Genomic DNA, 23,879 nt, shown 5'->3' on the forward strand with positions numbered 1-23,879 from the left:
ATGGGGTGGTTGGCTCATGGTAGCGAGCGGGTGGTCACGGGGACCGGGACGGTCAGGGTCGGCCGGGCCAGAAGACCTCGGTGCCGGCCGCTTCGACCTCGCGGACGAGGTCCAGGTTGACCGCCGGATCGGTGATGATCGTGTCGATCGCGGCGAGCGGTGCGACGCGGCCGAACTCCTCGCGGCCGAACTTCGTGTGGTCGGCGAGCAGGATGCTCCGGCGCGCGGCCTTGATCATCGCGGACTTCACGGCGGCCTCGGCCATGTTGTGCGTCGTCAGGCCGCGCTCGGGCGTGATGCCGTTGATGCTGATGAAGGCGACGTCGACGCTGACCATGCCGATCAGCTGGTGCGTCCACGTGCCGACGCCGGCGAGCGAGTCGCTCCGGATGTTGCCGCCGAGCAGGTGCAGGTCGATGCCCGGGCGGTTCGCGACGGCCATCGCGACCGGGAGCGAGTGGGTGACCACGGTGAGGCCACGGTCCGGCGGGAGCATCTCGGCGAGGCAGATCGTGGACGTGCCGGCGTCGATCATGATCGAGCCGTTCTCCGGCAGTTCCTCGAGCGCGGCCTCGGCGATCACCATCTTCTCGGCCTGGTTGATCCCGCCGCGGTCGCCGACGCCCGGGTGCAGCGTGATCCGCTCGACCGGGATGGCGCCGCCGTGGGCGCGACGGACGAGTCCGCGACGCTCGAGCGAGGTGAGGTCGCGGCGGATCGTCTCCGGGGTGACCTCGAGGAGCTCGGCGAGGTCCTTGACGTCGACCCGGCCGGCGGCGCGCGCCTGCTCGACGATGCGCTGGTGGCGCTCTGGTGCGTACATCGGACCTCGGTGTCTCGGAGGGGTGTCGTGTGGGGTGCTGTCCGCAGGTGTACTCGGAACCGAACGGACATGGACGGAGGAGAACCGGTCGGTCGACGCCCGAAGTGGGGGCCGGTCAGACGAAAACGGGCATCCGTTCGTGCATTTTTATCCCCGGATGTGTTTGTTTGTCAACGCGGATCGATGTAGTGTGCTGCTCAGCCGCACGGACGTGGTCCGTTTCGTGTCGCATCTGCACCGAACCGAACCACCCCACCGCAAGCGCGCGTGAGATGAAGGAGTCTCGAATGTCCGAACTGCTCGGAACCGGCGTCGGCCGCGGCGTCGCCCACGGCCCCGTGCTCCGGATGGCGGACCCGCTCGGCGAACCGTCGACCGCGGCGCTCGAAGGCTCGGCGGACGACGCGAAGCAGGCGGTGCACGCCGCGCTCGCCGCGGTGGCAGAGGACCTCAACAAGCGCGGACAGCTCGCCGGCGGTGACGCCCAGGCCGTGCTCGAAGCGCAGGCGCTGATGGCGCAGGACCCGACGCTCCTCGACGACGTGCACGCACGCATCGACGGCGGCACCAACGCCGAGCGTGCCGTGTACGAAGCGTTCGCCCAGTTCCGCGACCTGCTCGTCTCGATGGGCGGCTACATGGGGGAGCGCGCGGCGGACCTCGACGACGTCGCCCAGCGCATCATCGCGAAGCTCCGCGGCGTCCACGCACCCGGCGTCCCCGAGTCGGACACCCCCTTCGTGCTCGTCGCCCGCGACCTCGCGCCGGCCGACACCGCACTCCTCGACCTCGACAAGGTCCTCGCCCTCGTCACCCGTGACGGCGGCCCGACCTCGCACACCGCGATCCTCGCCCGTGCCAAGGGCATCACCGCGATCGTCGGTGTCACCGGTGCCGACGACCTCACCGACGGCGTCGCCGTCGTGGTGGACGCCGCAGCGGGCACCGTCGTCACCGACCCGTCCGCATCGCTCGTCGCGGACGTCGAACAGCGCATCGCCGACCGCCTCGCCGCAGCCGCCGCACCGCTCACCGCCGGTGCCCTCGCGGACGGCCACGTCGTGCCGCTCCTGGCGAACCTCGGCAGCCCGGCCGACGCCGGCGGCGCCGTCGCTCTCGGTGCGGAGGGCGTGGGGCTCTTCCGCACCGAGTTCCTCTTCCTCGACTCCCCGAAGGCCCCGACGGTGGACGAGCAGCAGGAGTCCTACCGGCAGCTCCTCGCCGCGTTCCCGGGCAGGAAGGTCGTCGTCCGCGCGCTCGACGCCGGTGCCGACAAGCCGCTGCCCTTCCTCACCGACAAGGACGAGGAGAACCCGGCGCTCGGTCGCCGCGGACTCCGCGCCCTGCGGAACCACCCCGAGGTGCTCCGCGACCAGCTGACGGCGCTCGCCCGGGCGGACGCCGAGACCGAGGCGGACCTCTGGGTGATGGCCCCGATGGTCGCCGACGCCGAGGAGACCGAGTACTTCGTCGACCTCGCGCGGGAGCTCGGGATCCGGACCGCCGGCGTGATGGCCGAGGTCCCCTCCCTCGCGCTGATGGCCGAGCAGGTGTTCCAGTCCGCCGACTTCGTGTCCATCGGCACGAACGACCTGACCCAGTACACGATGGCCGCCGACCGCATGCTCGGCACCGTCGCGTCGTACCAGGACCCGTGGCACCCGGCCGTCCTGCGCCTCGTCGCGCAGCTCGGCAGCGCCGGTGCCGACGCCGGCAAGCCCGTCGGGATCTGCGGTGAGGCCGCGGCCGACCCGCTCCTCGCGGTCGTGCTCGTCGGCCTCGGCGCCACCACCCTCTCCATGACCCCCGCGGCCCTCGCCGACGTGCGTGCCGAACTCGGCAAGCACACCCTCGAAGAAGCCCGCGAGATGGCCCGGGCGGCACTCGCCGCGTCCACGGCGGCGGCCGCCAAGTCCGCCGCCGCGGCCGCGCACGCCGCCTAGGCCCCCTGCTCCACAACCCGTCCCCTCCACGCAGCAGCACCACCACACAGAAAGTCACCGCACATGACAACGTCGTCCGTTGCAGCGCCCGACGCCCCCGCCAAGTCGCGGGGTGGCGCACGCGTCGCCGTTCAGAAGTTCGGCACGTTCCTCTCCGGCATGGTCATGCCCAACATCGCGATCTTCATCGCGTGGGGCATCATCACCGCCTTCTTCATCGAGACCGGGTGGACGCCTGTCGGCATCCTCGGCGGCTTCGGTGAGACGGGCGGCGTCGCGAACGTCGGCCTCGTCGGCCCGATCCTGACCTACCTCATCCCGCTCGCGATCGCGATCCAGGGTGGCCGGATGGTCTACGAGACCCGCGGCGCCGTCGTCGGGTCGATCATGACCATGGGTGTCATCATCGGCGCCTCGGGCACCACGATGATCCTCGGCGCGATGATCTGCGGGCCGCTCGGCGCGTACCTCATCAAGCAGATCGACCGCATCTGGGACGGCAAGATCAAGCCCGGCTTCGAGATGCTCGTGAACAACTACGCGGCCGGCATCCTCGGCTTCGTGCTCGCGATGATCGGGTTCTTCTGGCTCGCGCCGCTGTTCAAGCTCATCGCCGAGGGCCTCGGCGACGCGGTGAACTTCCTCGTGCAGCACTCGCTCCTGCCCCTCGCCAGCGTCATCATCGAGCCGGCGAAGGTCTTCTTCCTCAACAACGCGATCAACCACGGCGTGCTCGACCAGCTCGGTGCGCAGCAGGTCCAGGAGTCCGGCAAGTCGATCCTGTTCCTGCTCGAGGCGAACCCCGGCCCGGGTCTCGGCATCCTCCTCGCCTTCACCTTCTTCGGTGTCGGCATCGCCCGCTCGACCGCTCCCGGCGCGATCATCATCCAGTTCCTCGGCGGCATCCACGAGATCTACTTCCCGTACGTGCTGCAGAAGCCGATCCTCTTCATCGCCGTCATCCTCGGTGGTGCGACCGGTGTCGCGACGAACGTCGCGTTCCACTCCGGCCTCGTCGCCCCGGCTTCCCCCGGTTCGATCTTCGCGGTGCTCGGTGCGACGGCGAAGGACAGCTTCGTCGGCGTCATCCTGTCCGTGATCTTCTCGGCGGCCGTCTCCTTCGCGGTGGCGTCCTTCTTCCTCATCGCGACCCGCAAGCGCGACCTGGCGACCGGTGGCGGCGACATGACCGCCGCGTTCGACAAGATGCAGGCCACCAAGGGCCGCGACGCCAACGCCGCGACCGCCGGCCTGTTCGGCAACAACAGCCCCGCCAACGAGCAGGAGTCCGAGGCCGCCCTGGGCGGTGTCGGCGCCGGCACCGCGACGACGACCCGCGTGGAGAACGTCGTGTTCGCCTGCGACGCGGGCATGGGCTCGAGCGCCATGGGTGCGAGCGTCCTCCGCAACAAGATCAAGAAGGCCGGCATCGAGGGCGTCACCGTCGTCAACAAGGCCATCGCGAACCTGTCGGGTGACGAGGACCTCATCATCACGCAGGAAGAACTGACGGACCGCGCCAAGCAGAAGAACCCGAACGCACAGCACGTGTCGGTCGGCAACTTCATGAACGCGCCGCAGTACGACCAGGTCGTCGACCAGCTCAAGAACCAGTAACGAAGTGCAGTATCGGAGGGGGCGGGCGAAGGCCCGCCCCCTCCACCACGTCCACGAACCAAGGAGAACACCGATGCCCGTCCTGCAGGAGAGCCAGATCCGGATCCACACCGAGGACACCGCGCCGACCAAGTCGGAAGCGATGAAGGAGGCCGCCGAGATCCTCGAGGCAGCAGGCGCGGTCACCGGCGAGTACTACCCGGCGATGCTCGAGCGTGAGAAGAGCGTCTCGACGTACATGGGCAACTTCCTCGCCATCCCGCACGGCACGAACGACGCCAAGGACGCGATCAAGTCCTCGGCGCTGTCGTTCATCCGGTACGCGTCGCCGATCGACTGGGACGGCAACGAGGTGCGCTTCGTCGTCGGCATCGCCGGCGTGAACAACGAGCACCTCGACATCCTCTCGAAGATCGCGATCGTGTTCTCCGACGAGGACGAGGTCCAGAAGCTCACCGACGCCCCCGACACCGCCGCGATCCTGGCGATCCTCGGCGAGGTCAACGAGTGACCTCCATCGACCACCGCACCGCCGTCCACTTCGGCGCGGGCAACATCGGCCGCGGCTTCGTCGGACTGCTCCTGCACGAGGCGGGCTACGAGGTCGTCTTCGCGGACGTCGCGGCGCCCCTCATCGACGCGCTGGCCGCTGCCGACTCGTACACCGTGCACGAGGTCGGTGCCGGCGCGCAGGACCACGTGGTCTCGAACTTCCGCGCCCTGAACAGTGCGCAGGACGAGCCGGCCGTCGTCGCCGAGATCGCCGCCGCCGACATCGTCACGTGCGCCGTCGGACCGAACGTCCTGAAGTTCATCGCCCCGGTGATCGCCGCAGCGCTCCAGCAGCGGGACGCCGACGCGGCCCCGATCGCCGTGATGGCGTGCGAGAACGCGCTGAACGCGACGGACCGCCTCCGCGAGTTCATCGTCGACGCGCTGCCCGCCGACGTCCGTGACGCCGCGCTCGCCAAGGCCGTCTTCGCGAACACCGCCGTTGACCGCATCGTCCCGGCCCAGCCCGAGGGCGCCGGCCTCGACGTCACCGTCGAGACCTACTTCGAGTGGGCGATCGACCGCACCCCGTTCGGCGGGACCGAGCCGGAGCTCCCCGGCGCGCACTACGTCGACGGGCTCGCCGCGTCCATCGAGCGCAAGCTCTTCACGGTGAACACCGGGCACGCCACCGTCGCGTACCACGGCTTCGTCGCCGGGGCTGAGAAGATCTCCGACGCCATCGCGATCCCCGCGGTCCGGTCCGAGCTCGAGTCCGTGCTCGCCGAGACGAGCGACCTGCTGATCCGTCGGCACGAGCTCGACCCCGAGGTGCACCGCGCCTACGTCCAGGCGATCATCGCCCGGTTCGAGAACGTGCACCTCCCGGACACCGTCACGCGCGTCGGCCGGCAGCCGCTCCGCAAGCTCTCCCGCGACGAGCGCTTCGTCTCGCCCGCTGCCGCCCTCGCCGAGGACGGCACCGAGCCGATCGCGCTCCTCGACGCGATGGGCGCGGCGCTCCGCTTCGACGTCGCGGACGACGAGCAGAGCGTCGAGCTGCAGGCGCTGCTCGGCTCCGACAAGTCCGACGCGGACGTCGTGACCGAGATCACCGGTCTGGGTGCGGAGCACCCGCTGCACGCGGCGTTCGCCGAGCGGGTGCGTTCCGCGCGCTCGTAGCGTCCACCCCTCCGGACGGGAGGCCCGGTGCCAGCTGGCACCGGGCCTCCCGTCCGTCGTGGTGGTGGCGTCCACCGCCACGAGACGCCGCTCGCCACGCGAGACGCCGCGGTCTTCGGCGGCGTCTCACACAGGCTGCGGCGTCTCGCGCACGCTGCCGGCGCTACCAGCCCAGGAGCGTCAGGAGGTCGCGGACCGCCGCCGTCGTGGCCGGGGCGAGCCGCTGCGCGGACACCCGGCCCGGGCGCGCGAGGTGCTCGTCGCGACGCAGGACCACGACGGACGCACCGGCGTCGCGGAGGACCCGGTCGTCGACGCCGGCGGCACGGGGAGCACGGTCGACGACCACGGCCACGGGCTGCGACGCCGGTGACCCCGCGGCGGCGAGTGCCTCGAGGCCGGCCTCGATGCCGTCCGGCGTGGCCGCCATCACCACGACGACCGCGTTCTCGGACGGTGCGGCGAGTGCGGCTGCCGCGGCGGGGTGCACCCCGATGTCGTGGACGCCGTGCCGCGACGTCGCCTGGTCGAGCGTCGCGATCCGGGCCGCGAGGTCGCCGGTGGCGTGGTCGCTCGCCTGCACCACGGCGCCGATCCGACCACCGATCGCGTCGACGAGGAGCGCCGCGACCGTGGTGGTGCCGACCCCGCCGGCGGCACCGGTGACGATCATCGTGCGGGACCGGGCCGCCGCGGCGCGCCGGGAGCCGGGCATCGGGGGCAGGGGCGCGGAGGTCGGGGGCAGGTCGCTCACGAGCCGTCCTCCACGACGCAGCGGCCGCCGATCGCGTCGGCGAAGGCGCGTGCCACCCGGACACCGACGTCGCCGGCGGGGCCCCACGGCGCCCACGCTTCGGTCCACCACACCGGGTCGTCGGTGGTCGCGGGGAGGAGCCGGGCGGGTTCGCCTGGGGCCTCGAGCAGCTCCGGGAGCGCGATGCTCAGCACGGCGGTGCCGGACCGGTCGACGATCTCGGTCACCGCGGCGCCGTCGAGGGTGCGCAGTCGCAGGTCGGGGGCGATGTCGGCACCGGCCACGACGAACGCCGCCAGGTCGGGTGCCGCGTTCGAGACGATCACGAGGTCACGGGGCATCGGTGCCGCCTCTCTGGTCGGCCGTCGGGAAGTGCGCCACCTGGATGATGCGCGGCGCGGTGCCACGGCGGACCAGACGGCCGCGGCCGGCGGGGAACTGCTCGGCGTACACCTTCGGGTAGATCTGGCCCTCCGAGCGTTCGCCGCTCATCACGAGCCCTGTCGCGCCGGCGTCCCGGACGGACTGCAGGACGGTGTCGTACATCGCACGTGCGGCGCCGGCCACCGGGCGGGTGAGCACCACGTGCAGCCCGAGGTCCCTGGCCGAGGGCAGGTAGGGCAGCAGCGGGGAGAGCGGGTCGGTGCCCGCGGACGCGACGATGTCGTAGTCGTCCACGAGCACGACGATCCGCGGACGTGGGCCGGTGGTGGTGCCGGCCGCGCGGGCCTCGAGCTCGCCGGCGATCGCCGTCGCGAGGGCCCGGGCGTCCCGACCGTTCGCGGCGTGGCCGCCGAGGTACTCGTCCGGGGTCCCGGCCGCAGCGCCGCCGCGCACGTCCATGAACGCCAGGACGAGTTCGTCCGGTGTCGCGCGGTCCATGAACCCCGCGGCGAGACCACGGAGGAGCGCCGTCTTGCCGCTGGCGGTGTCACCGAAGACGAGCAGGTGCTGGTCGAGCGCCGGGTCGAACGCGACGATGCCCATCGTGTCCTGCCGCAGCGCGAACGGCACGGTGTCCGGGGTGTCCAGCGGATCGGGCAGTTCGGCGGGGTCGAACGACTCGGGGAGCAGCCGGATCGGCGCTGCGGCCGGGCCCTCCCACGACGCGGCGGCACGGCGGGCGAGGGCGTCGAGCTCGTCCCCGATGTCGTCGTCGTCCACGTCGTCGAGGAGCGGGAGCGCGATCTGGGCGAACAGCTCGTCGCCGGTGAGCGCACGGCCCGGCTCGCCGGCCTTGAGCGTCGCCGCCGCCGCACGGGCGATCGTCGAGTCGGCGGGGTCGTTCAGCCGCAGCTCGAACCGCTGCCCGATGAGCGGCTGGACGGCGAGCCGCAGCTCGTTCCAGCGGGTGAGCGCGACGACGACGTGGATGCCGAAGCTGCCGCCGCGCTGCAGGAGGTCCCCGAAGGCGTCTTCGAGCTCCTCGAACTCGGTGCGCATCGCGGAGAAGCCGTCGACGAGCAGGACGACGTCCGCGGAGCCGAGCTCGGGGACGCGGCCCTCGGCGTGGCGCGCACGGAGCATCGGCAGCGAGTCGATCCCGTGCACGCGGAACACGGTCTCGCGCTGCCGGATCATCGCCTGCAGTTCCTCGATGAGCCGCAGCAGCCGGTTGCGGTCCGACCGGGTCGCGACGCCACCGACGTGCGGGAAGCCCTCGATGCGGGAGAGCCCGCCGCCGGCGAGGTCCATGCCGTAGACGCTCACCTGCCGCGGGGTCTTCGTCAGGGCGATCGACGTCGCGACCGTCCGGAGGAACGTGGTGCGACCGGAACCCGGCGCCCCGATCACGGCGGCGTGCCCACCGCCGAGCGTCAGGTCGACCTGCCAGGCCGCCTGCCGCTGCCGGACCGGGTCGTCGAGCAGCCCGAGGGGGAGCCGGAGGCCGGTCGAGTCCGCGGGCGCGTTGGCGTCGAGCACGGCGCCGAGCGCCAGGCGGGTCGGCAGCGGCGGGAGCCACACGGGCGTGGTGCTGCCCTCGCCCTCACCGAGCCGCTCGACCGCTTCGTCGACGACGCTGCGACCGACGTCGGGGGAGTCCAGGGTGGCCTCGGCCGGTGAGTCGTCCTCGACCGTGAGCGTGTTGTAGACCGGCAGCTCGAACGGCTCCGGCGTCGTCTCGACGTCGTTCGGCGACGGCGCGGCGTCCTCCACGGGACCCGACACGTAGCCGGCGCGGAAGCGCGTGTAGACGCTGGTGTCGACCTTGAGGTAGCCGTACCCGGGGACCGCCGGCAGGTGGAACGCGTCGCCGGTGTCGAGCACGACCTGGCTCTCCGCCTCGGAGAACGTGCGGAGGCCGAGCCGGTAGGACAGGTAGGTGTCGAGTCCGCGGAGCTTGCCGGCCTCGATGCGCTGGCTGGAGAGCAGCAGGTGGATGCCGATCGAGCGCCCGATGCGGCCGATGGTGAGCAGCAGGTCGACGAAGTCGGGCTCCGCGGTGAGCAGTTCGCCGAACTCGTCGATCACGAGCACCAGGTGCGGCATCGGCGGCAGCTCCGGGCGGCGCGTGCGCAGCTCGCGGTAGTGCGTGATCGACGGCGACGACCCGGCGTCACGGAGGAGCTCCTGACGGCGACGGACCTCACCCGCGATGCTCGAGCGTGCGCGCCGGGTCAGCTGCGGGTCGTCGGCGAGGTTGTCGATGAGCCCGGCGACGTGCGGCAACCGGGCGAACGGGGCGAACGCCGCGCCGCCCTTGTAGTCGACGAGGATCATCGTGAGGTCCTCGGGCGGGTGCGAGACCGCGAGCCCGAGGACGAGCGTCCGGAGCATCTCGCTCTTGCCGGAGCCGGTCGCGCCGATGCAGATGCCGTGCGGCCCCATGCCGAGCTGTGCGGACTCCTTGAGGTCGAGCAGCAGCGGCGCACCGAAGTCGTCGACGCCGATCGGCACCCGCAGGAAGTCGCGCGGCGCCCGCGGACGCCAGGTCCTGGCGGTGTCGAGCGCGGTCACGTCGTCGGTGCCGATGAGCTCGGCGATGCCGATGGCGGCCGAGGACTCGGTCCGCTCCTCGGCGTCGGCGGACAGCCGGAGCGGTGCGAGCCCGCGTGCGACGGCGGTCATCACCGTGGGCTCGACGCGGTCGCACACGGCGGACTGCACCGGTGCGGGCTCGCCCTCGGCGACGTCGCGGGCGTCGACCACGTGCAGGTCGGTCCGACCGTCCTCGGTGCTCGTCGCGGTGATGCGCACCCGCACGTCGGAGGGTTCGTGCAGGCGGTCGGACACCAGGTGCACGACGGTGGTCCGGAGGTCCTCCGGGCGGGACTCGCCCTCCGGCAGGGGCAGCGGGACCGCGACGTCACCGTGCTCGTCGGCGAAGACGACCAGGCGCGGCATGTCGCTCCGCTTGGCGGACTCGCCGGAGCGGCGCCACATCGCGGCGGTCCGGGCGCGTTCGCCGAGCTCGGCGCCGAGCACCCGGGCGAGCGCCGTGACGTCCGGAGCGACGCGGCGCGCGTGCAGCGGGCCGTCGAAGGTGCGGTCCATCCGGGTGTGCGGCAAGAGGTCGAACCACGCCCAGTCCTCGTCGCGGTCCGCGGGGAACGCGGCGGCGAGCTGGAGGTCGTCGGGGGAGTGCATCGCGGCCAGCTGGGCGGCGAGGGCGCGGGCGACGTCGAGCACGGCGGCCCGGTCGCCCACGACCGAGACGTCCCCGGCGTCGTCGAGCGCGACCGACACCGGCATCGCACGGACGGTGCCGTAGTGCTCGGCGACCTGCTCGAGCTCGACGAGCATCAGCGGGTCGAGCGGCTGGACGGGGTTCTGGTCGGCGGGCACGGTGAGGTCGAGCCACCGCACGTCGCCGGTGCCGACCCGGGCACGCAGGAAGTCCCCGTGCTGCCGTCGGCGTTCCCAGAGCCGGGCGGGGTCCCGCACCAGGCGGGTGAGGGTCTCCGGCGCGGGGTCGACGTGCTCGGCGCGTTCACGGACCTCGCGGGCGCGGTCCCGGAGGTCGCTCCGCAGCTCTTCGAGGTAGTCCAGGTAGCGCTCGCGCTGGGTGCGACGGTTGCGCACGGCGTTCCCGCGCTGGGTGAACGCCATGCCGAGCCCGCCGACGAGCGCCACGACGAAGACCAGTGCTGCGACGACCATGAGCACCGGGTTGTTCCCGCGGAGCACGACCATCATGACGACGGACGACACCGCGCCGACCACCGGCAACAGGGACTGCAGCGGCAGCCCGCCGCTCGGACCCTCGGGGAGCTGGGGCGGCGGCGCGAGCTGTTCGGCGTCGGGGCGGACGAGCGGCGTCGTGATCCGCGCCGGGCGGTGGACGATGCGGTTCACCGGGGTGCTCCCGTCGGGCGTCGGGTGGCGTCGACGGCCGCGTCGACGAGTGCGGCCGTCAGGTGGACGAGACCGGTGCGGAGCGCGGCGGACCGGACCCGGCGCGGGTCGGTCACGGCGGGGTCGTGCGGCACGGGGAGCACACGGACGTGGTCCCAGGTCTCCGCGGTGCGTGCGGCGCGCTGTCCCTCGCCGGTGACGTCGACCGGGACGACGACCACCTCGGTCCCCGTGGCGTGGGCGCGGACGGCGTCCGCGTGGGACACCGCGGCCTCGATCGCGGCACGGTCGGCGGCGCAGACGAGTGCGACGACGTGTGCGTCCTCGGCCACGGCGCCGAGGTCGACGAACGGCGACCGTCGGCCCCAGTCACCGACGACGACGTCGAAGAACCGGGCGATCGGGTCGACGGCGTCGGCCCACTCGTCGGGCGAGGCCGCCCGGTCGGGGAACGCCCCACGCTCGGGCGAGGCTGCCCGGTCGGGGAAGGCTCCGTGACCCGGCCCCACGCCGCCGACCCGCAGCACGTGCAGTCCGGACGGCGCGAGCGCCAGCCCGTCGGTGGCCTCCCACGACGCACGGGCCCCGGCCCGGAGCGCGGACGGCGGCGTCGCGCCCTCGAGCGGTGTCCCCGCGTACCGGGCGAGCGACCGGTTGCCGGCGGCGCCGTCGACCCCGAGCACCCGCCCGGGACGCCGCCGCGCGAGCACCGTGGCGACGGCGGCCGCGGTCGCCGAGCACCCCGTCCCGCCGGCGAGCGAGGTGAACGCGATCCGGCGGCTGGTGGGCACGCCCTGCCGGATGGCCCGGTGCGCGTCGTCGAGTTCGCGGGCGCCCCCGGCGGTGCTGCCGAAGAACGCCCGGACGAGTGCGGGGCCGGCGTCGCGGAGGTCGACCATGCTCAGAACGTCTCCAGGAGTGCGGCGAACAGCCCGAAGGTCCCGAGCAGCAGCGGGAGCGCCACCACGACGGCGATCGTCTCGAGCGCGTTGCCGATGGAGCGGAGCCGTGCGCGCTGGTGTGCGGCGGGCCGGATGCCGGCGAGGAGCGCGGCCACGACGGCCAGCCCCGCGAGCACCAGCACGACGATCGTCGGGGACGCCGTCGCGTGGTCGAGGAGCCCCACGACCGCGGCGACGGTGACCGCGGACCACAGCAGCACACCCTGCAGCGCGAGCGGGAACGCCCGGGTGCGGAGCGCGGTCACGACGACCGTGACGACACCGAGCGCGATCGCCCACGGGTCCTCGGCGCCGAGGAGTGCGGCACCCGCCATCGCGAGCGGTGCGGCGACGGCGGCGGTCACCCAGTCGAGCGAGCGGTAGGCGTCGTCGAGCGCGGAGACGACGCGCGGGCGACCGACGAGCCCGCCGGCGCCGACCTGGTCGTCGAGCCCGGTGAGCCCGGCGGAGGACATCGCGGCGGACGGCAGCAGGCCGCAGGCGACGAGGGAGGCCACGGCGACGACGCCCCAGCCGGCCGCGGGCACGGCCGGGGTGAGCCACGTGAGGACACCGACGGCGGGGAGGACCACGCCGACGACCGCGGCGAGCCCGACGGTGCGCATCCGCTGTCCGATCCCGAGGCCGATGCCGAGCGCGATCCACGCCCAGATGACGACGAACGCGGCGAGCATCGCCGCGCCGTCGGCGGCGCGGGCCATCAGCGGCGCACCGGCGAGGCCGACGGGCAGCGCCATGCCCGCGGACGCTGCGGTCAGGACGATCCCCGTCCACCGGGCACCGGCACGCCCGGCGACGACGGCCGCGAGCGCGAGGACGAGCGCGGCGCCGAGGACGACCGCGGGCAGGACGACGGGCGACGGGGCCTGGTCCTGTGCCGCACGCAGCACCCATCGCGCGCTCAGCGCGATGACCGCCAGCGACCCCAGGAGACTCGATGCCGTGCCGACGGCGGCCGCGGCGACGGACTGCCGTGCGGCGTCGCCCCAGGTGTCGTCCCGGCGGCCGAGCGACTCCGCGACCACGTCGGTGACGTCGCTCACCTCGGGTGGCGGCGGTGCGTCGGCGCGACGGACCAGGTGCAGGACCTCACCGTCGGCCACCGACTGGTCGGATGCGCCGGCGCCGAGCGAGAGTTCCTCGCCGGTGATGCGCACCAGGGTGACCGGGTGCGCGCTGTCCGCCACCGGCTCGTCGAGGATGTCGACGAACCGGGGGAGCAGCCCCGCGAAGGGCTCGTCGGACGCGACGACGACGTCGGCACGGCGAGCGGCCCCGACCACGGTCACTCGGGTGAAGTCGGTCACGGTGCCTCCGGGGCGTCGGTGCTGGTCGGGTCGGTGCTGGTCGAGCCGGTGCTGGTCGACGTCGACGGGGCGGTCGAGCTGACGATGCCGCTCGTCGTCGCCTGCTGCGCGGCCTGCTTCGCGAGGGCGGTGGTCACGAAGGAGTACCCGAGGCACCCGACCCCCACCACCGCGGCGAGCACCACGCTGCCGATGAACCGCCGGACGTTGTCGTTGACCTGCCGGCGGTCCGCGAGCCGCCCGAGCACGAAGGCCTGCCGGAGTCGCCGACGGTGGGTCGCGACGCTCTCCAGCAGGACGGCGTCACTGTTCCGTGGCACGGTGCACCCGCTCTCGTGTCGTCTGGTCCATCTCGGTCGCGTCCGCCACCCGGCTGAACCCGATGTCGTCGAGCACGTCGGCCAGCTCGCGCACCGGGTCGCGGTCGGAGCGCCGGCCGAACGGCAGCACGAGCGCCGGGATCCGCGGGCGTCCGGCGACGACGGCGCCGAAGCGCTCCGCCATCGCAGCGGGGTCGAGGCCGAGGTCGCGGACGGCCGGCGCGCCGAGGAGCATCGCGACCGGAGCCGGCGGCGCCTGCAGGACGGGGGACTGCAGCAGGTCGGAGCGTCCGGGTCGCCGCATCACGAGTGCGAACAGCGGGAGCTGCGTCGCCGCGAGGCGCCCGAGCACCTGCGGGACCGCGGCGATCCGCATCGCTGTCACCGGGTCGCCGATCGGCCCCGCGGACACCAGCCCGGTCGTCAGTTCCTCGACCCCGTGGTCGGTGCGCTGCGCGGTCACCGTCGACGCCGAGCCGGGGCCGATCACGACGAAGCGCGTCGAGGTCGGCATCCGGTCGCGCGCCGCCGCGGTCAGGTCGTGCCGGCTCCACGGGCGACCGGCCGGTTCGTGCGTGCCCCAGCCGGTGGGCGCTGCGCCGGCGAGCTCCGTCGCGACGAGCTCGGCCGTGCTGCCGAGGATCGTCTCCGCTGCCGCACGGTGCCGCACGGACACCGAGACGACGAGCTGTTCCGCGTCCGCCGGTTCCGGCCGGAGGTACGGCACGGCGACGTCGTCGACCGACGTCGGCGGTCCGAGGACGACGGCGTCGGTGAAGGCGTCGAGCCGCCGACCGTCGAGGCCGTTGCGCAGCCCGTCCTGCCCGCGCACCACCCAGGCACCGCCGGTGTCGACGAGGTACTGCCGGAACGGTTCGGTGAGCCGGGAGAGTCCGTCGGTGACGAGGATCGGGCGAGCGCCCTCGGCCGCCGCCCGGCCGAGCAGGTCGAGCCGCCCGACGCCGAGGTGCACGACCGCCGCGCGGCTCTCGATGCGCACCGAGCCGTCCCCGACCGAGTCGGCGAGGGGGTGCTTCGCGACCAGGTGCGCGTCCGGGTCGTGCCCGCGTGACCGGCTCATGCGGCACCACCGACCCGGTCGAGCCGGAACGCGTGGTCACCGATCCGGACGGTCGCGCCGGGTTCCAGCACGACGTCCGCTCCGGGGACGAGGTCGTCGAACGAGCCGTCCGTGTGCACGACGGTGGTGCCGTTGGTGGACGCCAGGTCACGGATGCGGACGACACCGTTCTCCTGCACGAGCGCGGTGTGGGTCTTCGAGAGCGTGCGGGACAGGTCGGGCACCGCGATCGTCGTCACGCCCGCTTCTGCCTCGGGGTTCCGGCCGACGACGCAGGTCGTGCGGAACCAGTGCACGGCACCGGTGTCGAAGGTGAGCACGGTGGCGTCCAGCGGGACGGGGTCGGCGTCGACGCCGGAGGTGGGCACGGACGGGACGGGACCGCCCGCGAGACGCGTGGCGTCGAGACCGACCGGCACCGGTCCTCCCGTCGGGGTGGGCGTGTGGGGCCGGACCCCCGCAGCCGCCGCTGCCCCGTACGTCATGCCGAGCTGGTCGAGGGCCGGCGACAGCGGGTCGCGACCCGCACGGAGCGACGCGGTGACGGTGCCCGTGGCGCGGGCCCACGGGCCCCCGTCGCGGGGTCGGTGCCGACCCCGCAGCCGTCCGACGGCGGCAGCCGGGCCGCATGCGAGCGCGTCGTCACCGTCGACGACGCGGGTCGCCATCACGAGTCCGCCGGGTCCACGACCCGTCCTGGAGGCTCGGATCACCACCGCGACGGCCGTCACGACGAAGCCGAGGACGGCTCCGGCGATCGAGGTGCCGACCGCGTCCGAGCGGGGGACCGCCGTGTGGGCGAGGAGGAAGAGGCCGGCGCCGAGTGCCGCCCCGATCAGGCAGACGAGCACGTCGAGGCCGCGCGCCGCCGCGACCGCGCCGGCGGACGCGGGGACCACACCGCGGAACGGGTCGAACTCGACCGACCCGACGGTCCGGCCGATCAGCACGCCGCAGTCCGTGCAGAACCGCTGCCCGTGCGTCGTCGCCGCCCCGCACCGGCCGCACGTGAGGACCGGTACCACGGTCTCCACCACGATCGTCGACATCGCCCCCACCTCCCATCGGCTCGTCCGATCATGGCAGAGACCGGCGACCTCCGGGATCGAGAACGGTGTCGGGTGCAACACGCCCGGTGTTGGTCTAGGCTGCGTTGCATCCGGCGTCCCCCGGACCGGGGGTGGGGAACGACAGAAAGAGGCATGCGATGAAGTTCGCGATGGGGGCTCAGGTGCTCACCAACCTGACCAAGCAGACGTCCAACGCATCCGGCGACCTGGGCACGCTCGTGCACCGGCTCGCGGATTCCGCCGAGCCGCTCCAGGGCCGGTTCAACGGTGCCGGTCGCGCCGCCTTCGACCGCTTCAAGGGGCAGACCGACTCGATCGCGAACGAGCTGAACGGAGCGCTCGCGAGCGTCCTGCAGGGTGTGTCCGGCATGGACCGTTCCTTCCAGGAAGGCGACCAGGACATGGCCCAGTCGACGACGTCGGCCGAGGGCAGTGCCAACTTCGACGCGGCCCGCTTCAGCGGCCGCGCCTGATCTCACGAGGGGAAACAGATCATGAGCAACGGTGGCAACCAGGCAGACCGTCGTGACTACGACGTCGCCGCATCGCAGAACGCCCAGGACAACTTCAACGCGGTCGCGTCGCAGCTCGAGTCGCTGATCGCCCAGCGCGACAGCGACGTGAAGGCCGCGATGGCCGACTACCAGGCCGACGGCGTCTCGGACGAGTACCACGCGAAGGAACAGCGCTGGAACTCCGTCGCGAACGAGGTCAAGTCGATCATCGCGACGCTCCGCAGCTCGCTGCAGTCGAACGACGAGTCGGCGCAGTCGGCGATCAGCAAGGCGAAGTCCGCCGTCGGCAACATCGGCTGACGATGGCGAACGGATGGCGGGTCGACCCCGCGGGGGTCGAGCGTGTCCTCACCGCGGTCGCCGACCGGACGACGACGATGTCGACCGCGCTCGGCGGCTCCGAGGACGGATCGGTCAAGGGCGTCGACACGGTCGTGCAGGCGGCCGCGACAGCCGCGCAGTCGCAGGTGATCGGCGAGGCCATCGCGGGGTTCTTCGAGCACCGCAAGGCCACGCTCACCGGCATCCAGAACCGGGTGCGCGCATCGCTCCTCGGGGCTTCCGGGGCGACCGCCGCCATCAACGAGGGCGACGAGGCCATGGCGGCCACGACGCAGTCGAACGCCGTGTCCGCGGCGTCGAACGGGGACTTCTCCGCGTTCGACGGCGCTCCGGGCGCGAACTAGCAGGGGGAACCACAGCGCGATGAGCGGACTCGTCAAGGTCGGGGAGATCCCGTACACCGACGTCGACCTCTCCGGGATCACGGCGGGAGCCGGGAACCTGCGGACCGTCGCGTCGGCGGTGCGCGACGGCACGGCCGACATCCACAGTGCGTGGACGCCGATCTCGCAGTCGTACGAGGGGCCGGCTGACCAGCAGCTCTTCGACGCGATGAACCCGATCGTGCCGCAGGGCACCGCGTTCGGCGACGACCTGGACACCGTCGCGAAGGCGCTCGACGACTTCGTGACCGAGGTCACCCCGATCGTCGCGAAGCTCAAGACCTACGTCACGCGGGGCAACCAGCTGCACGCCGACGTCAAGCAGCACGACGGCGCCTGGGACGAGGACGAGACCCTCAACGGCGAGAACAACGACATCATCAACGGCGTCGCGAACCAGGTCGTCGCCTACCAGGCGGCTGAGCGCACCTGCGCGAACACGATCCGCGGACTCTCCGGCCTGGCCGCGCTGCACGCGATGACGGGCAACGACCCCGACGACAAGCTCGGCTACGGGTACAAGGAACTCCCGATGGGCACGGAGCTGCCGTGGGGGACCGCCGAGGCCCGGAAGGAGAGCTGCGGCGAGAAGACGCTGTACTTCGTCCCGCACCTGCTGCAGGGCGTCGTCGTCGACGGGATCTGGGGCACCGTCCAGGGCCTCGGACAGCTCGTCGGCATCGACGGCACCGGGTGGCACCTCGACACCCTCACCAGCGCCTGGAAGGGCATGGGATCGCTCATCGGCTACAGCGCCGCGGACAACTCGTGGAGCTGGGGCAACGCCGGCGACGCCTGGAAGGGCCTCGGCAAGGCCACCGTCGGGTGGGACGCCTGGGCGGACGACCCGGGCCGCGCTGCGGGACAGGCCGTGTGGGGCATCGGCTCCCTGCTCATCCCCGTCGCGGGCGAGGTCGGCAAGGTCGGTGCGCTCGGCAAGGTGGGCGAAGTCGCCGGCACCGTCGGCAAGGCGGGCAAGTTCCTGGACCTCGTCGACGCGGGCGCCTGGGCGTCGAAGGGGCTCACGTCGGTGCTGCCGAAGCTCGGCGACCTCAAGGGCCTGGTGTCGTCCGGGCTCGGCGACATGTCCGGCTTCACGGGCAAGATCGCGGACTTCAAGACCGGACTCGGGGACTTCCTGCACGGGCACCACGGCAGCGACGCCGAGGTGCCGCCGGTGCGGTCGGAGCCGAGCGTCGAGGCGCCGGTGAACGCCCACAACGGTGGGTCCACGGTCGAGGCCCCGCCGGTGCGGGAGCCGGAGCTCGTGGGTGCCGGTGGGCACGGGGAGTCGGGGACCGCGACCGAGCACGGCGGCGGGTCGGACTCCGGGTCCGGGTCCGGATCGGGCTCGTCCGGTGGGCACGGGGGTGACTCCGGCAGCAGTGGTGGTTCCGGGCACGGGACGGATGCCGAGCACGGCGGTGGCAGCGGTCACGGGGCCGATGGCGACGGTGCTGGCACTGGACACGGTTCCGATGCCGACGGCGGCGCCGGGCACGGCTCGGACGCGGACAGTGGAACGGGACAGGACCACGATCCCGGCACGGGCGACGGCACGGGCGACGGCACGGGCGACGGCACGGGCGCCCACGGCGACCCCGCGGCTCCTCCCGCGCACCACTACGACCGGTCGACCGACCCGGTGTTCTCCGACGACGCGAGCGGTCCCGGCTGGGAGCGCGACGAGTCGGTCCGCGGCAACCCGGAGCGGGCGGACTACGGCGATCCGCACCTGCACCTCGATGATCTCGGCTCGAAGTACCGGGCGCCGGACGACCCGACCTACACCGGTGCAGGGATGAGCGACGACGTCCGCGCACTCGTCGATGACTGGGGCAACCCGAACGGCCTCTACGGCAAGGACGCCGACGGCAACTACCTCACGCGAGAGGACTGGGAGGACCGCTACGTCGACTGGAACGACGACTGGAACTCCTACGCTCCGGAGTACCCGGGCAACGGCGGTGCCGTCGCGGGCCACCGTGTCGACTGGACCGATCCGGACGCGTTCGTGCAGCAGTACGGATCACAGCTCGATCGCCTCGGCAAGGACTCCGGCGACTTCCTGTCGTTCCCCGGGAACTCGTTCGAAGAACGTGCGCTGCCACCGTCGAACCTCAGCGACGCGTACTCGAAGTTCGACTTCGACGCTGCTGCGTTCGAGGGCCATGGTCTGAAGATCGAGGTCAGCGAGATCGCACCGGCGTTCGGACACCCGGGAGGCGGCCTCCAGGTCCGCTTCTTCACGCCCGGGGACCCGCCGACGTTCGTCTCCGTCTCCGAACTCAAGCGACTGAAGATCCTCCTGTGACCGAATCTGCCCTCGTCGAGTTCTCGGAACTCGATCTCATGCGCGACGTCCTGTCGCGAGCCGAATTCGATCGAGTCCAGGTCGAGCCCGACCGGGTCGAGTTCGGTGACCTCGAGACGCTCGACCGGTACACCCTCACTCCTGACGGCGTGGTCGAGTGGAGAGGCGACCGTGGCGCCGGCCGCGACACGGGCACGGTCTTCAACGACGTCTCCGATGCGGAACGGTGGATCGTGACGGTTGCAGCCGAGGCGCTCCGGGCCCGATCGGGGCTCGGGCTCGGGGACTGGTTGTTGAACCGGGAGCGCGAACTCCCGGCGGGGTTCACCGCGGTGCCCGAGGGGCGCACCGTGCTCGTGCGCTGGACTGTCCGCGGGGAAGAACACCGCGCTCGGTTCGGTGGGGCGCTCCCCATGGCCCGAGCGGTGCAGTTCGCAACCGTCGCGCGCGTACCGATCGACCGGATCGAACCGTGTGCCCTCGACGAGGACTCCCGCGGCGCGTTCGCTGCCGCCTCGCTGTCCGCCTGAACCGGATCCGGCCGACCGGCCCGGTCCGGCCGCCCGAGCGTCCGCTCGGCTTCGACGTCAGTTCCGGTCTGAGCCGATCTGGATCTTCCGGAGGGAGCCATCGACCAGGAGATCACGGATGGTGGCGCCCTCGTCTGCGATGGTGAACCGGATCGCACCGCCGGGCTGGCCGAACCAGGGCAGCGTGAGCTGTGCCCCGACGAGGACGTCACGTTCGGTGACGAACTGGTGGACCGTCGACGGAGCCGAGAGCGCGGTCGGTGGCAACGACCTCGACTCGAACGAGGCACCGAACGGATTGAGCAGCCAACCGTCCGGACCACCGATCCGGTCGACGGGGATCATCGGGGGGATCTGGATCAGGACGCGTCCACCGGACGAGCGGATCCGGTCCGTGAGCTCTGGCAGGTACCGCTCCGAATTGCTCACGAGGCGGTCGAACTCGTCCCGCTCGAAGATGCGCGGAGCAGGAACGGGACGCCTGAGGAACGCCCGCACGAGTTCGGCGGCGCCGAGCTCGTCGGACGCGTGACCGATCGTCCGGGCTTGTCCGTAGTCGACGCTCTGGAGCTCGAAACCGGTTTCGACCGGCTGGACCCGGAGAGCCCCCTCGAGCGGCGGGAGCGGACGCTCGTCGCCCGGAAGCGACACGAATTGTGTGGAGAATCCGGACCGATCGAGATCGGCTCGAAGCGAAGCGAAGGTCACGCTTCCAGGCTATCGGTGGCCAGCCTGGTCGCGGTCGTTGCTGACGGCGAGTGCCCAACCCTCAGCGCTTCGGCCGGACACCGCACTCCTTCGCGGCAGGGACGTGTTCGTCGCGCAGATGCGGGAGCGGCATCCCGAACTCGATCCGGAGGCGCTCGCGGCCCTCGGCTGGAAGTTCTCGTGGGACTGGCGGTGAGCGGGACTACCGTCCGGTCCATGACGAAGCAGTGGGTTGCGCCGCGTCCCGGCGGCAGCGAGGTCCTCGAGTACATCGACACCGACGTCCGTCCGCCCGGCCCGGGCGAGGTCACGATCGCGGTCCGAGCTGCCGGGATGAACCCCGCCGACACGAAGCACACTCGGGCAGCGCAGGCCGACGCGTACCCGATGCCGATCGGCTACGAGGTCGCCGGGGTCATCTCGGCGATCGGCCCGGACACACAGATCGCGTCCGGCGGCGGAGCCGTCGGCGACGAGGTCCTCGCGTTCCGCGTCTCCGGCGGCTGGACCGAGGAACTCACGGTGCCTGCCGCCGACGTGTTCGCCAAGCCGGCCTCCCTCGGCTTCCCGGAGGCGGCGAACCTGCTGCTGGCAGGCACGACCGCAGCTGACGTGATCCGGGTGACCCGAGCCTCCGGACGGGACACCGTGCTCCTGCACGGCGCATCCGGCGCGGTCGGCGTGAGTGTCCTGCAGCAGCTGCGCCCGCTGGGCGCGCGCGTGATCGGCACGGCTTCGGAACGTGGTGCGGACACCGTCCGCCGGTACGGGGGCGAGTGGATCGCCTACGGCGACGGACTGGAGGCTCGTCTCCGTGATCTCGCACCCCACGGCATCGACGTGGCCATCGACGCCGTCGGCACGGACGAGGCGGTCGACGTCTCGTTGGCACTCGTGGCGGACCGCGACCGGATCGTCACGATCGCCGCGCCGGGCCGGGCCGCGGCCGACGGCTTCGCCGCCGTCGGGGGAGTGCAGCCGGAGAGCAAGGCGTTCCGCGACTCGGTGCGGCAGCGGCTGATCGACCTGGCGGCGGCGGGGCAGCTCGAGGTGCCGGTCGCCCGGACGTTCCCGCTCGCGGACGCCCGCGATGCCGCCGAGCTCCTGGAGCCCGGACACCCCGGCGGGAAGCTCGCGCTCATCCCCTGACCTCCGACCTGCCAGACTGGACGCCGACGATCGGGGGAGGCGCTGATGAGCGACGACGGGACCAACCAGGGCTGGGGCAACGGCCGGCCGAACGGGCAGCAGCCGCCGCAGCCGCAGTGGTCCGGGCAGCAGGGCTGGGCGCAGCAGGCGCCGGGTGGGCAGCAGGCGCCGGGCGGCACGCAGGCGCCGGGGTGGCCGCAGCAGCAGCAGGCGCCCGCGTGGCAGCAGGGCCCCGGGTGGCAGCAGCAGCCCGGGTGGCAGCCGCCGCGTCCGATCCCGCTCGACGAGGCCGGCGTCCCGCCGCTCTGGGCACCCTGGTACGGCGCGGGCATCGGCGACGCGATCGGCCGGTTCTTCCGGAAGTACGGCCGCTTCGACGGGCGTGCCAGCCGCAGCGAGTTCTGGTGGTGGTTCCTGACGAACGCGATCATCGCCGCGATCCTCGGTGCCGCGGTGGCGGTCATCGTCACGACGACGGGCACCCGCGAGATGAGTACCGACGTGTACGGCCGGACGACCAGTCAGCTCCACACGGATTCGATCTGGTGGCTCATCCCGATCTGGCTCTGGGCAGCCTGGTTCCTCGGCACGGCGGTCGGCAACATCGCGCTGATGGTCCGTCGGCTGCACGACGTGAACCTCAGCGGGTTCTTCGCGTTCTTCTTCGTGAACACCCTCGGCTGGATCGTGCTCTGGGTGATGGCGATGCTGGCGCCGAACCCGAACGGGCAGCGGTTCGATCGTCCGCAGGGATGACGATCGGGGCGGCAGGGGTGTGGTTGACTCTGTGCGTCTCATCAGGTGATCGACGAAGGGCTTCCCCGTGAGCGACCAGTACGGCGGACCGAACCAGTACGGCGGACAGAACCCGTCCGGGCAGCCGAACGGACAGAACCCGTACGGGCAGCCGAACGGCCAGAACCCGTACGGGCAGCCGAACGGCCAGAACCCGTACGCGCAGAACCCGTACGGGCAGCAGCCGCGTCCGCCGCAGGGTGAACCGCCGCTCTGGGCGCCCTGGTACGGCATCGCGTTCCCGAAGGCCTTCGTCCGGTTCTGGAAGAAGTACGTCCGCTTCGACGGACGCGCGAGCCGCAGCGAGTTCTGGTTCTGGTCCCTGTGGTGGGTCATCGGCAACGCTGCGCTCGGCATCGTCGGCGGCGCGTTCGACGGCATCGCGGGCACGGGCAACGTCGGCGACGACGGCCTGTTCGACGGGCTGTTCACCGGAGCCTGGGCCCTCGCGACGCTGGTCGGCTGGATCGCGCTCCTGGTGCGCCGGCTCCACGACGCGAACTACAGCGGCCTGCTCGCCCTGCTGCTCATCATCCCGGTGCTCGGGTGGATCGCGTGCGTGATCCTGTCGCTGATGCCCTCGAACCAGCAGGGCCAGCGCTACGACCGACCGGACCTCGGGTAGCCGGAAGACTCGAGCGGTCCACCGCGACCCCGTTCTGATTGACTCTGCAAGGAGTATCCGTCGACGAGCAGGGGGTCACCGTGAGCGATCAGTATCCGTCCCAGAACCCGTACGGGCAGCAGCCCGAACCGGGGCACACGCCACAGTACGGCGCGCCTGCGCCGACCGGGCCCGGAGGCGAGCCGCCGCTCTGGGCACCGTGGTACGGGATCTCGTTCGGCAACGCCGTCCGACGCTTCTTCAAGAAGTACGCCCGGTTCGACGGGCGTGCCAGCCGCAGTGAGTTCTGGTGGTGGGCGCTCGCGAACGCCATCGTCTACATCGTGCTCGGGATCCTGCTGGGGATCGGCATCGCGACCTCCGACCGCACGACGGTCTCGACCGGGTACAGCGTCTCGACGGTGATCGACCGACCGTCGGCGCTGTACATCATCGCCGCGATCCTCTTCGCGATCTGGGGTCTGGCGGTCCTGGTGCCGGGCATCGCCCTGTACTGGCGGCGGCTGCACGACGCGAACCTCGCGGGGCCGTTCTGGTTCCTCGGGTTCGTCCCCGGTGTCGGCGGGATCATCCTGCTCGTCTTCTCGCTCCTGCCGCCGAAGCCGGAGGGGCAGCGCTTCGACCAGCCCGGCCGCGGCTGAGCGGAAGCACCCACAACGCGCGCGATGGGA

Annotated in this window: 23 protein-coding genes; 13 read left to right on the top strand and 10 right to left on the bottom strand. The window is 72.3% G+C overall.

Annotated elements, in window-relative coordinates:
- Positions 1-52: 52 nt before the first annotated feature.
- The gene (locus EDF24_RS09390) at positions 53-823 is read right to left on the bottom strand and encodes a DeoR/GlpR family DNA-binding transcription regulator (RefSeq protein ID WP_123656082.1); all 771 of its coding nucleotides are present in this window, start codon (positions 821-823) and stop codon (positions 53-55) included.
- Between the two features lie 287 nt (positions 824-1,110).
- Here EDF24_RS09390 and ptsP point away from each other — a divergent pair, with 287 nt between their 5' ends.
- The 4 genes from ptsP (at position 1,111) to EDF24_RS09410 (ending at position 6,057) form a co-directional block, all read left to right on the top strand.
- Positions 1,111-2,766 carry a phosphoenolpyruvate--protein phosphotransferase gene (gene ptsP / locus EDF24_RS09395; RefSeq protein WP_123702403.1) on the top strand — a complete coding sequence of 552 codons (1,656 nt, stop codon included), beginning with the start codon at positions 1,111-1,113 and terminating at the stop codon, positions 2,764-2,766.
- A 63-nt stretch (positions 2,767-2,829) separates the two neighbouring features.
- The gene (locus EDF24_RS09400) at positions 2,830-4,383 is read left to right on the top strand and encodes a PTS mannitol transporter subunit IICB (RefSeq protein ID WP_165931554.1); all 1,554 of its coding nucleotides are present in this window, start codon (positions 2,830-2,832) and stop codon (positions 4,381-4,383) included.
- Positions 4,384-4,456: 73 nt separating this feature from the next.
- Positions 4,457-4,894 carry a PTS sugar transporter subunit IIA gene (locus tag EDF24_RS09405; protein ID WP_123656084.1) on the top strand — a complete coding sequence of 146 codons (438 nt, stop codon included), beginning with the start codon at positions 4,457-4,459 and terminating at the stop codon, positions 4,892-4,894.
- A 5-nt stretch (positions 4,895-4,899) separates the two neighbouring features.
- Complete coding sequence (locus EDF24_RS09410; protein WP_123702656.1) at positions 4,900-6,057, top strand: mannitol-1-phosphate 5-dehydrogenase; 1,158 nt, start codon at positions 4,900-4,902, stop codon at positions 6,055-6,057.
- 163 nt (positions 6,058-6,220) lie between these two features.
- Here the strand turns inward: EDF24_RS09410 and EDF24_RS09415 are convergent, their stop codons facing one another.
- The 8 genes from EDF24_RS09415 to EDF24_RS09445 are packed head-to-tail and all read right to left on the bottom strand — an operon-like array spanning position 6,221 to position 15,826.
- Complete coding sequence (locus EDF24_RS09415; protein WP_123702405.1) at positions 6,221-6,811, bottom strand: hypothetical protein; 591 nt, start codon at positions 6,809-6,811, stop codon at positions 6,221-6,223.
- Positions 6,808-7,152 carry a hypothetical protein gene (locus EDF24_RS09420; protein ID WP_123702407.1) on the bottom strand — a complete coding sequence of 115 codons (345 nt, stop codon included), beginning with the start codon at positions 7,150-7,152 and terminating at the stop codon, positions 6,808-6,810. Before EDF24_RS09420 ends, EDF24_RS09415 begins: the two co-directional genes overlap by 4 nt.
- Entirely contained in the window at positions 7,142-11,107 is a 3,966-nt protein-coding gene (gene eccCa, locus EDF24_RS09425) for a type VII secretion protein EccCa (protein WP_123702410.1), read from the bottom strand. Before eccCa ends, EDF24_RS09420 begins: the two co-directional genes overlap by 11 nt.
- Positions 11,104-12,006, bottom strand: a complete 903-nt coding sequence (locus tag EDF24_RS09430) for a hypothetical protein (protein ID WP_123702412.1) — start codon at positions 12,004-12,006, stop codon at positions 11,104-11,106. Before EDF24_RS09430 ends, eccCa begins: the two co-directional genes overlap by 4 nt.
- Before the next feature lie 2 nt (positions 12,007-12,008).
- Complete coding sequence (locus EDF24_RS09435; RefSeq protein WP_185021620.1) at positions 12,009-13,376, bottom strand: EsaB/YukD family protein; 1,368 nt, start codon at positions 13,374-13,376, stop codon at positions 12,009-12,011.
- Positions 13,373-13,696 (bottom strand): hypothetical protein, encoded by a 324-nt coding sequence (locus tag EDF24_RS19160; RefSeq protein ID WP_165931556.1) that lies wholly within the window; start codon positions 13,694-13,696, stop codon positions 13,373-13,375. Before EDF24_RS19160 ends, EDF24_RS09435 begins: the two co-directional genes overlap by 4 nt.
- Positions 13,680-14,777, bottom strand: a complete 1,098-nt coding sequence (locus EDF24_RS09440; protein WP_123656091.1) for a DUF6177 family protein — start codon at positions 14,775-14,777, stop codon at positions 13,680-13,682. Before EDF24_RS09440 ends, EDF24_RS19160 begins: the two co-directional genes overlap by 17 nt.
- Complete coding sequence (locus tag EDF24_RS09445) at positions 14,774-15,826, bottom strand: FHA domain-containing protein (RefSeq protein ID WP_123702416.1); 1,053 nt, start codon at positions 15,824-15,826, stop codon at positions 14,774-14,776. The genes EDF24_RS09440 and EDF24_RS09445 overlap by 4 nt, the downstream gene beginning before the upstream one ends.
- 158 nt (positions 15,827-15,984) lie before the next feature.
- Between EDF24_RS09445 and EDF24_RS09450 the strand changes: the two genes are divergently transcribed.
- Genes EDF24_RS09450 through EDF24_RS09470 form a run of 5 tightly spaced genes read left to right on the top strand, consistent with a single transcriptional unit; the run spans position 15,985 to position 19,931 of the window.
- On the top strand, positions 15,985-16,320 hold the full coding sequence (locus tag EDF24_RS09450) for a WXG100 family type VII secretion target (protein ID WP_123656093.1): 336 nt from the start codon (positions 15,985-15,987) through the stop codon (positions 16,318-16,320).
- 21 nt (positions 16,321-16,341) lie between these two features.
- Positions 16,342-16,662 (top strand): pore-forming ESAT-6 family protein, encoded by a 321-nt coding sequence (locus EDF24_RS09455; protein WP_123656094.1) that lies wholly within the window; start codon positions 16,342-16,344, stop codon positions 16,660-16,662.
- Between the two features lie 2 nt (positions 16,663-16,664).
- A complete protein-coding gene (locus EDF24_RS09460) occupies positions 16,665-17,048 on the top strand; it encodes a DUF6507 family protein (RefSeq protein ID WP_123656095.1) in 384 nt (127 codons plus the stop codon).
- Positions 17,049-17,067: 19 nt separating this feature from the next.
- The gene (locus tag EDF24_RS09465) at positions 17,068-19,401 is read left to right on the top strand and encodes a TNT domain-containing protein (RefSeq protein WP_123702418.1); all 2,334 of its coding nucleotides are present in this window, start codon (positions 17,068-17,070) and stop codon (positions 19,399-19,401) included.
- Positions 19,398-19,931 carry a hypothetical protein gene (locus EDF24_RS09470; RefSeq protein WP_123702420.1) on the top strand — a complete coding sequence of 178 codons (534 nt, stop codon included), beginning with the start codon at positions 19,398-19,400 and terminating at the stop codon, positions 19,929-19,931. The genes EDF24_RS09465 and EDF24_RS09470 overlap by 4 nt, the downstream gene beginning before the upstream one ends.
- A gap of 57 nt (positions 19,932-19,988) precedes the next feature.
- Here the strand turns inward: EDF24_RS09470 and EDF24_RS09475 are convergent, their stop codons facing one another.
- Positions 19,989-20,582 (bottom strand): TNT domain-containing protein, encoded by a 594-nt coding sequence (locus tag EDF24_RS09475; RefSeq protein ID WP_123702422.1) that lies wholly within the window; start codon positions 20,580-20,582, stop codon positions 19,989-19,991.
- 273 nt (positions 20,583-20,855) lie between these two features.
- Here EDF24_RS09475 and EDF24_RS09480 point away from each other — a divergent pair, with 273 nt between their 5' ends.
- The 4 genes from EDF24_RS09480 (at position 20,856) to EDF24_RS09495 (ending at position 23,849) form a co-directional block, all read left to right on the top strand.
- Entirely contained in the window at positions 20,856-21,788 is a 933-nt protein-coding gene (locus EDF24_RS09480) for an NADP-dependent oxidoreductase (protein WP_123702424.1), read from the top strand.
- Between the two features lie 45 nt (positions 21,789-21,833).
- The gene (locus EDF24_RS09485) at positions 21,834-22,544 is read left to right on the top strand and encodes a DUF805 domain-containing protein (protein ID WP_123702426.1); all 711 of its coding nucleotides are present in this window, start codon (positions 21,834-21,836) and stop codon (positions 22,542-22,544) included.
- A gap of 67 nt (positions 22,545-22,611) precedes the next feature.
- On the top strand, positions 22,612-23,208 hold the full coding sequence (locus EDF24_RS09490) for a DUF805 domain-containing protein (protein WP_123702427.1): 597 nt from the start codon (positions 22,612-22,614) through the stop codon (positions 23,206-23,208).
- A gap of 80 nt (positions 23,209-23,288) precedes the next feature.
- A complete protein-coding gene (locus EDF24_RS09495; RefSeq protein WP_123656102.1) occupies positions 23,289-23,849 on the top strand; it encodes a DUF805 domain-containing protein in 561 nt (186 codons plus the stop codon).
- Positions 23,850-23,879 lie beyond the last annotated feature (30 nt).

It is taken from the genome of Curtobacterium sp. PhB130 (genome assembly GCF_003755165.1).
In the GTDB taxonomy this organism is placed as follows: Bacteria; Actinomycetota; Actinomycetes; order Actinomycetales; family Microbacteriaceae; genus Curtobacterium.

Excerpts from the sequence above, each read along its gene's own strand:
- EDF24_RS09390 (WP_123656082.1), bottom strand. The coding sequence starts at position 823 with ATGTACGCACCAGAGCGCCACCAGCGCATCGTCGAGCAGGCGCGCGCC.
- ptsP (WP_123702403.1), top strand. The coding sequence starts at position 1,111 with ATGTCCGAACTGCTCGGAACCGGCGTCGGCCGCGGCGTCGCCCACGGC.
- EDF24_RS09400 (WP_165931554.1), top strand. The coding sequence starts at position 2,830 with ATGACAACGTCGTCCGTTGCAGCGCCCGACGCCCCCGCCAAGTCGCGG.
- EDF24_RS09405 (WP_123656084.1), top strand. The coding sequence starts at position 4,457 with ATGCCCGTCCTGCAGGAGAGCCAGATCCGGATCCACACCGAGGACACC.
- EDF24_RS09420 (WP_123702407.1), bottom strand. The coding sequence starts at position 7,152 with ATGCCCCGTGACCTCGTGATCGTCTCGAACGCGGCACCCGACCTGGCG.
- EDF24_RS09430 (WP_123702412.1), bottom strand. The coding sequence starts at position 12,006 with ATGGTCGACCTCCGCGACGCCGGCCCCGCACTCGTCCGGGCGTTCTTC.
- EDF24_RS09440 (WP_123656091.1), bottom strand. The coding sequence starts at position 14,777 with ATGAGCCGGTCACGCGGGCACGACCCGGACGCGCACCTGGTCGCGAAG.
- EDF24_RS09445 (WP_123702416.1), bottom strand. The coding sequence starts at position 15,826 with ATGTCGACGATCGTGGTGGAGACCGTGGTACCGGTCCTCACGTGCGGC.
- EDF24_RS09450 (WP_123656093.1), top strand. The coding sequence starts at position 15,985 with ATGAAGTTCGCGATGGGGGCTCAGGTGCTCACCAACCTGACCAAGCAG.
- EDF24_RS09455 (WP_123656094.1), top strand. The coding sequence starts at position 16,342 with ATGAGCAACGGTGGCAACCAGGCAGACCGTCGTGACTACGACGTCGCC.
- EDF24_RS09460 (WP_123656095.1), top strand. The coding sequence starts at position 16,665 with ATGGCGAACGGATGGCGGGTCGACCCCGCGGGGGTCGAGCGTGTCCTC.
- EDF24_RS09465 (WP_123702418.1), top strand. The coding sequence starts at position 17,068 with ATGAGCGGACTCGTCAAGGTCGGGGAGATCCCGTACACCGACGTCGAC.
- EDF24_RS09480 (WP_123702424.1), top strand. The coding sequence starts at position 20,856 with ATGACGAAGCAGTGGGTTGCGCCGCGTCCCGGCGGCAGCGAGGTCCTC.
- EDF24_RS09485 (WP_123702426.1), top strand. The coding sequence starts at position 21,834 with ATGAGCGACGACGGGACCAACCAGGGCTGGGGCAACGGCCGGCCGAAC.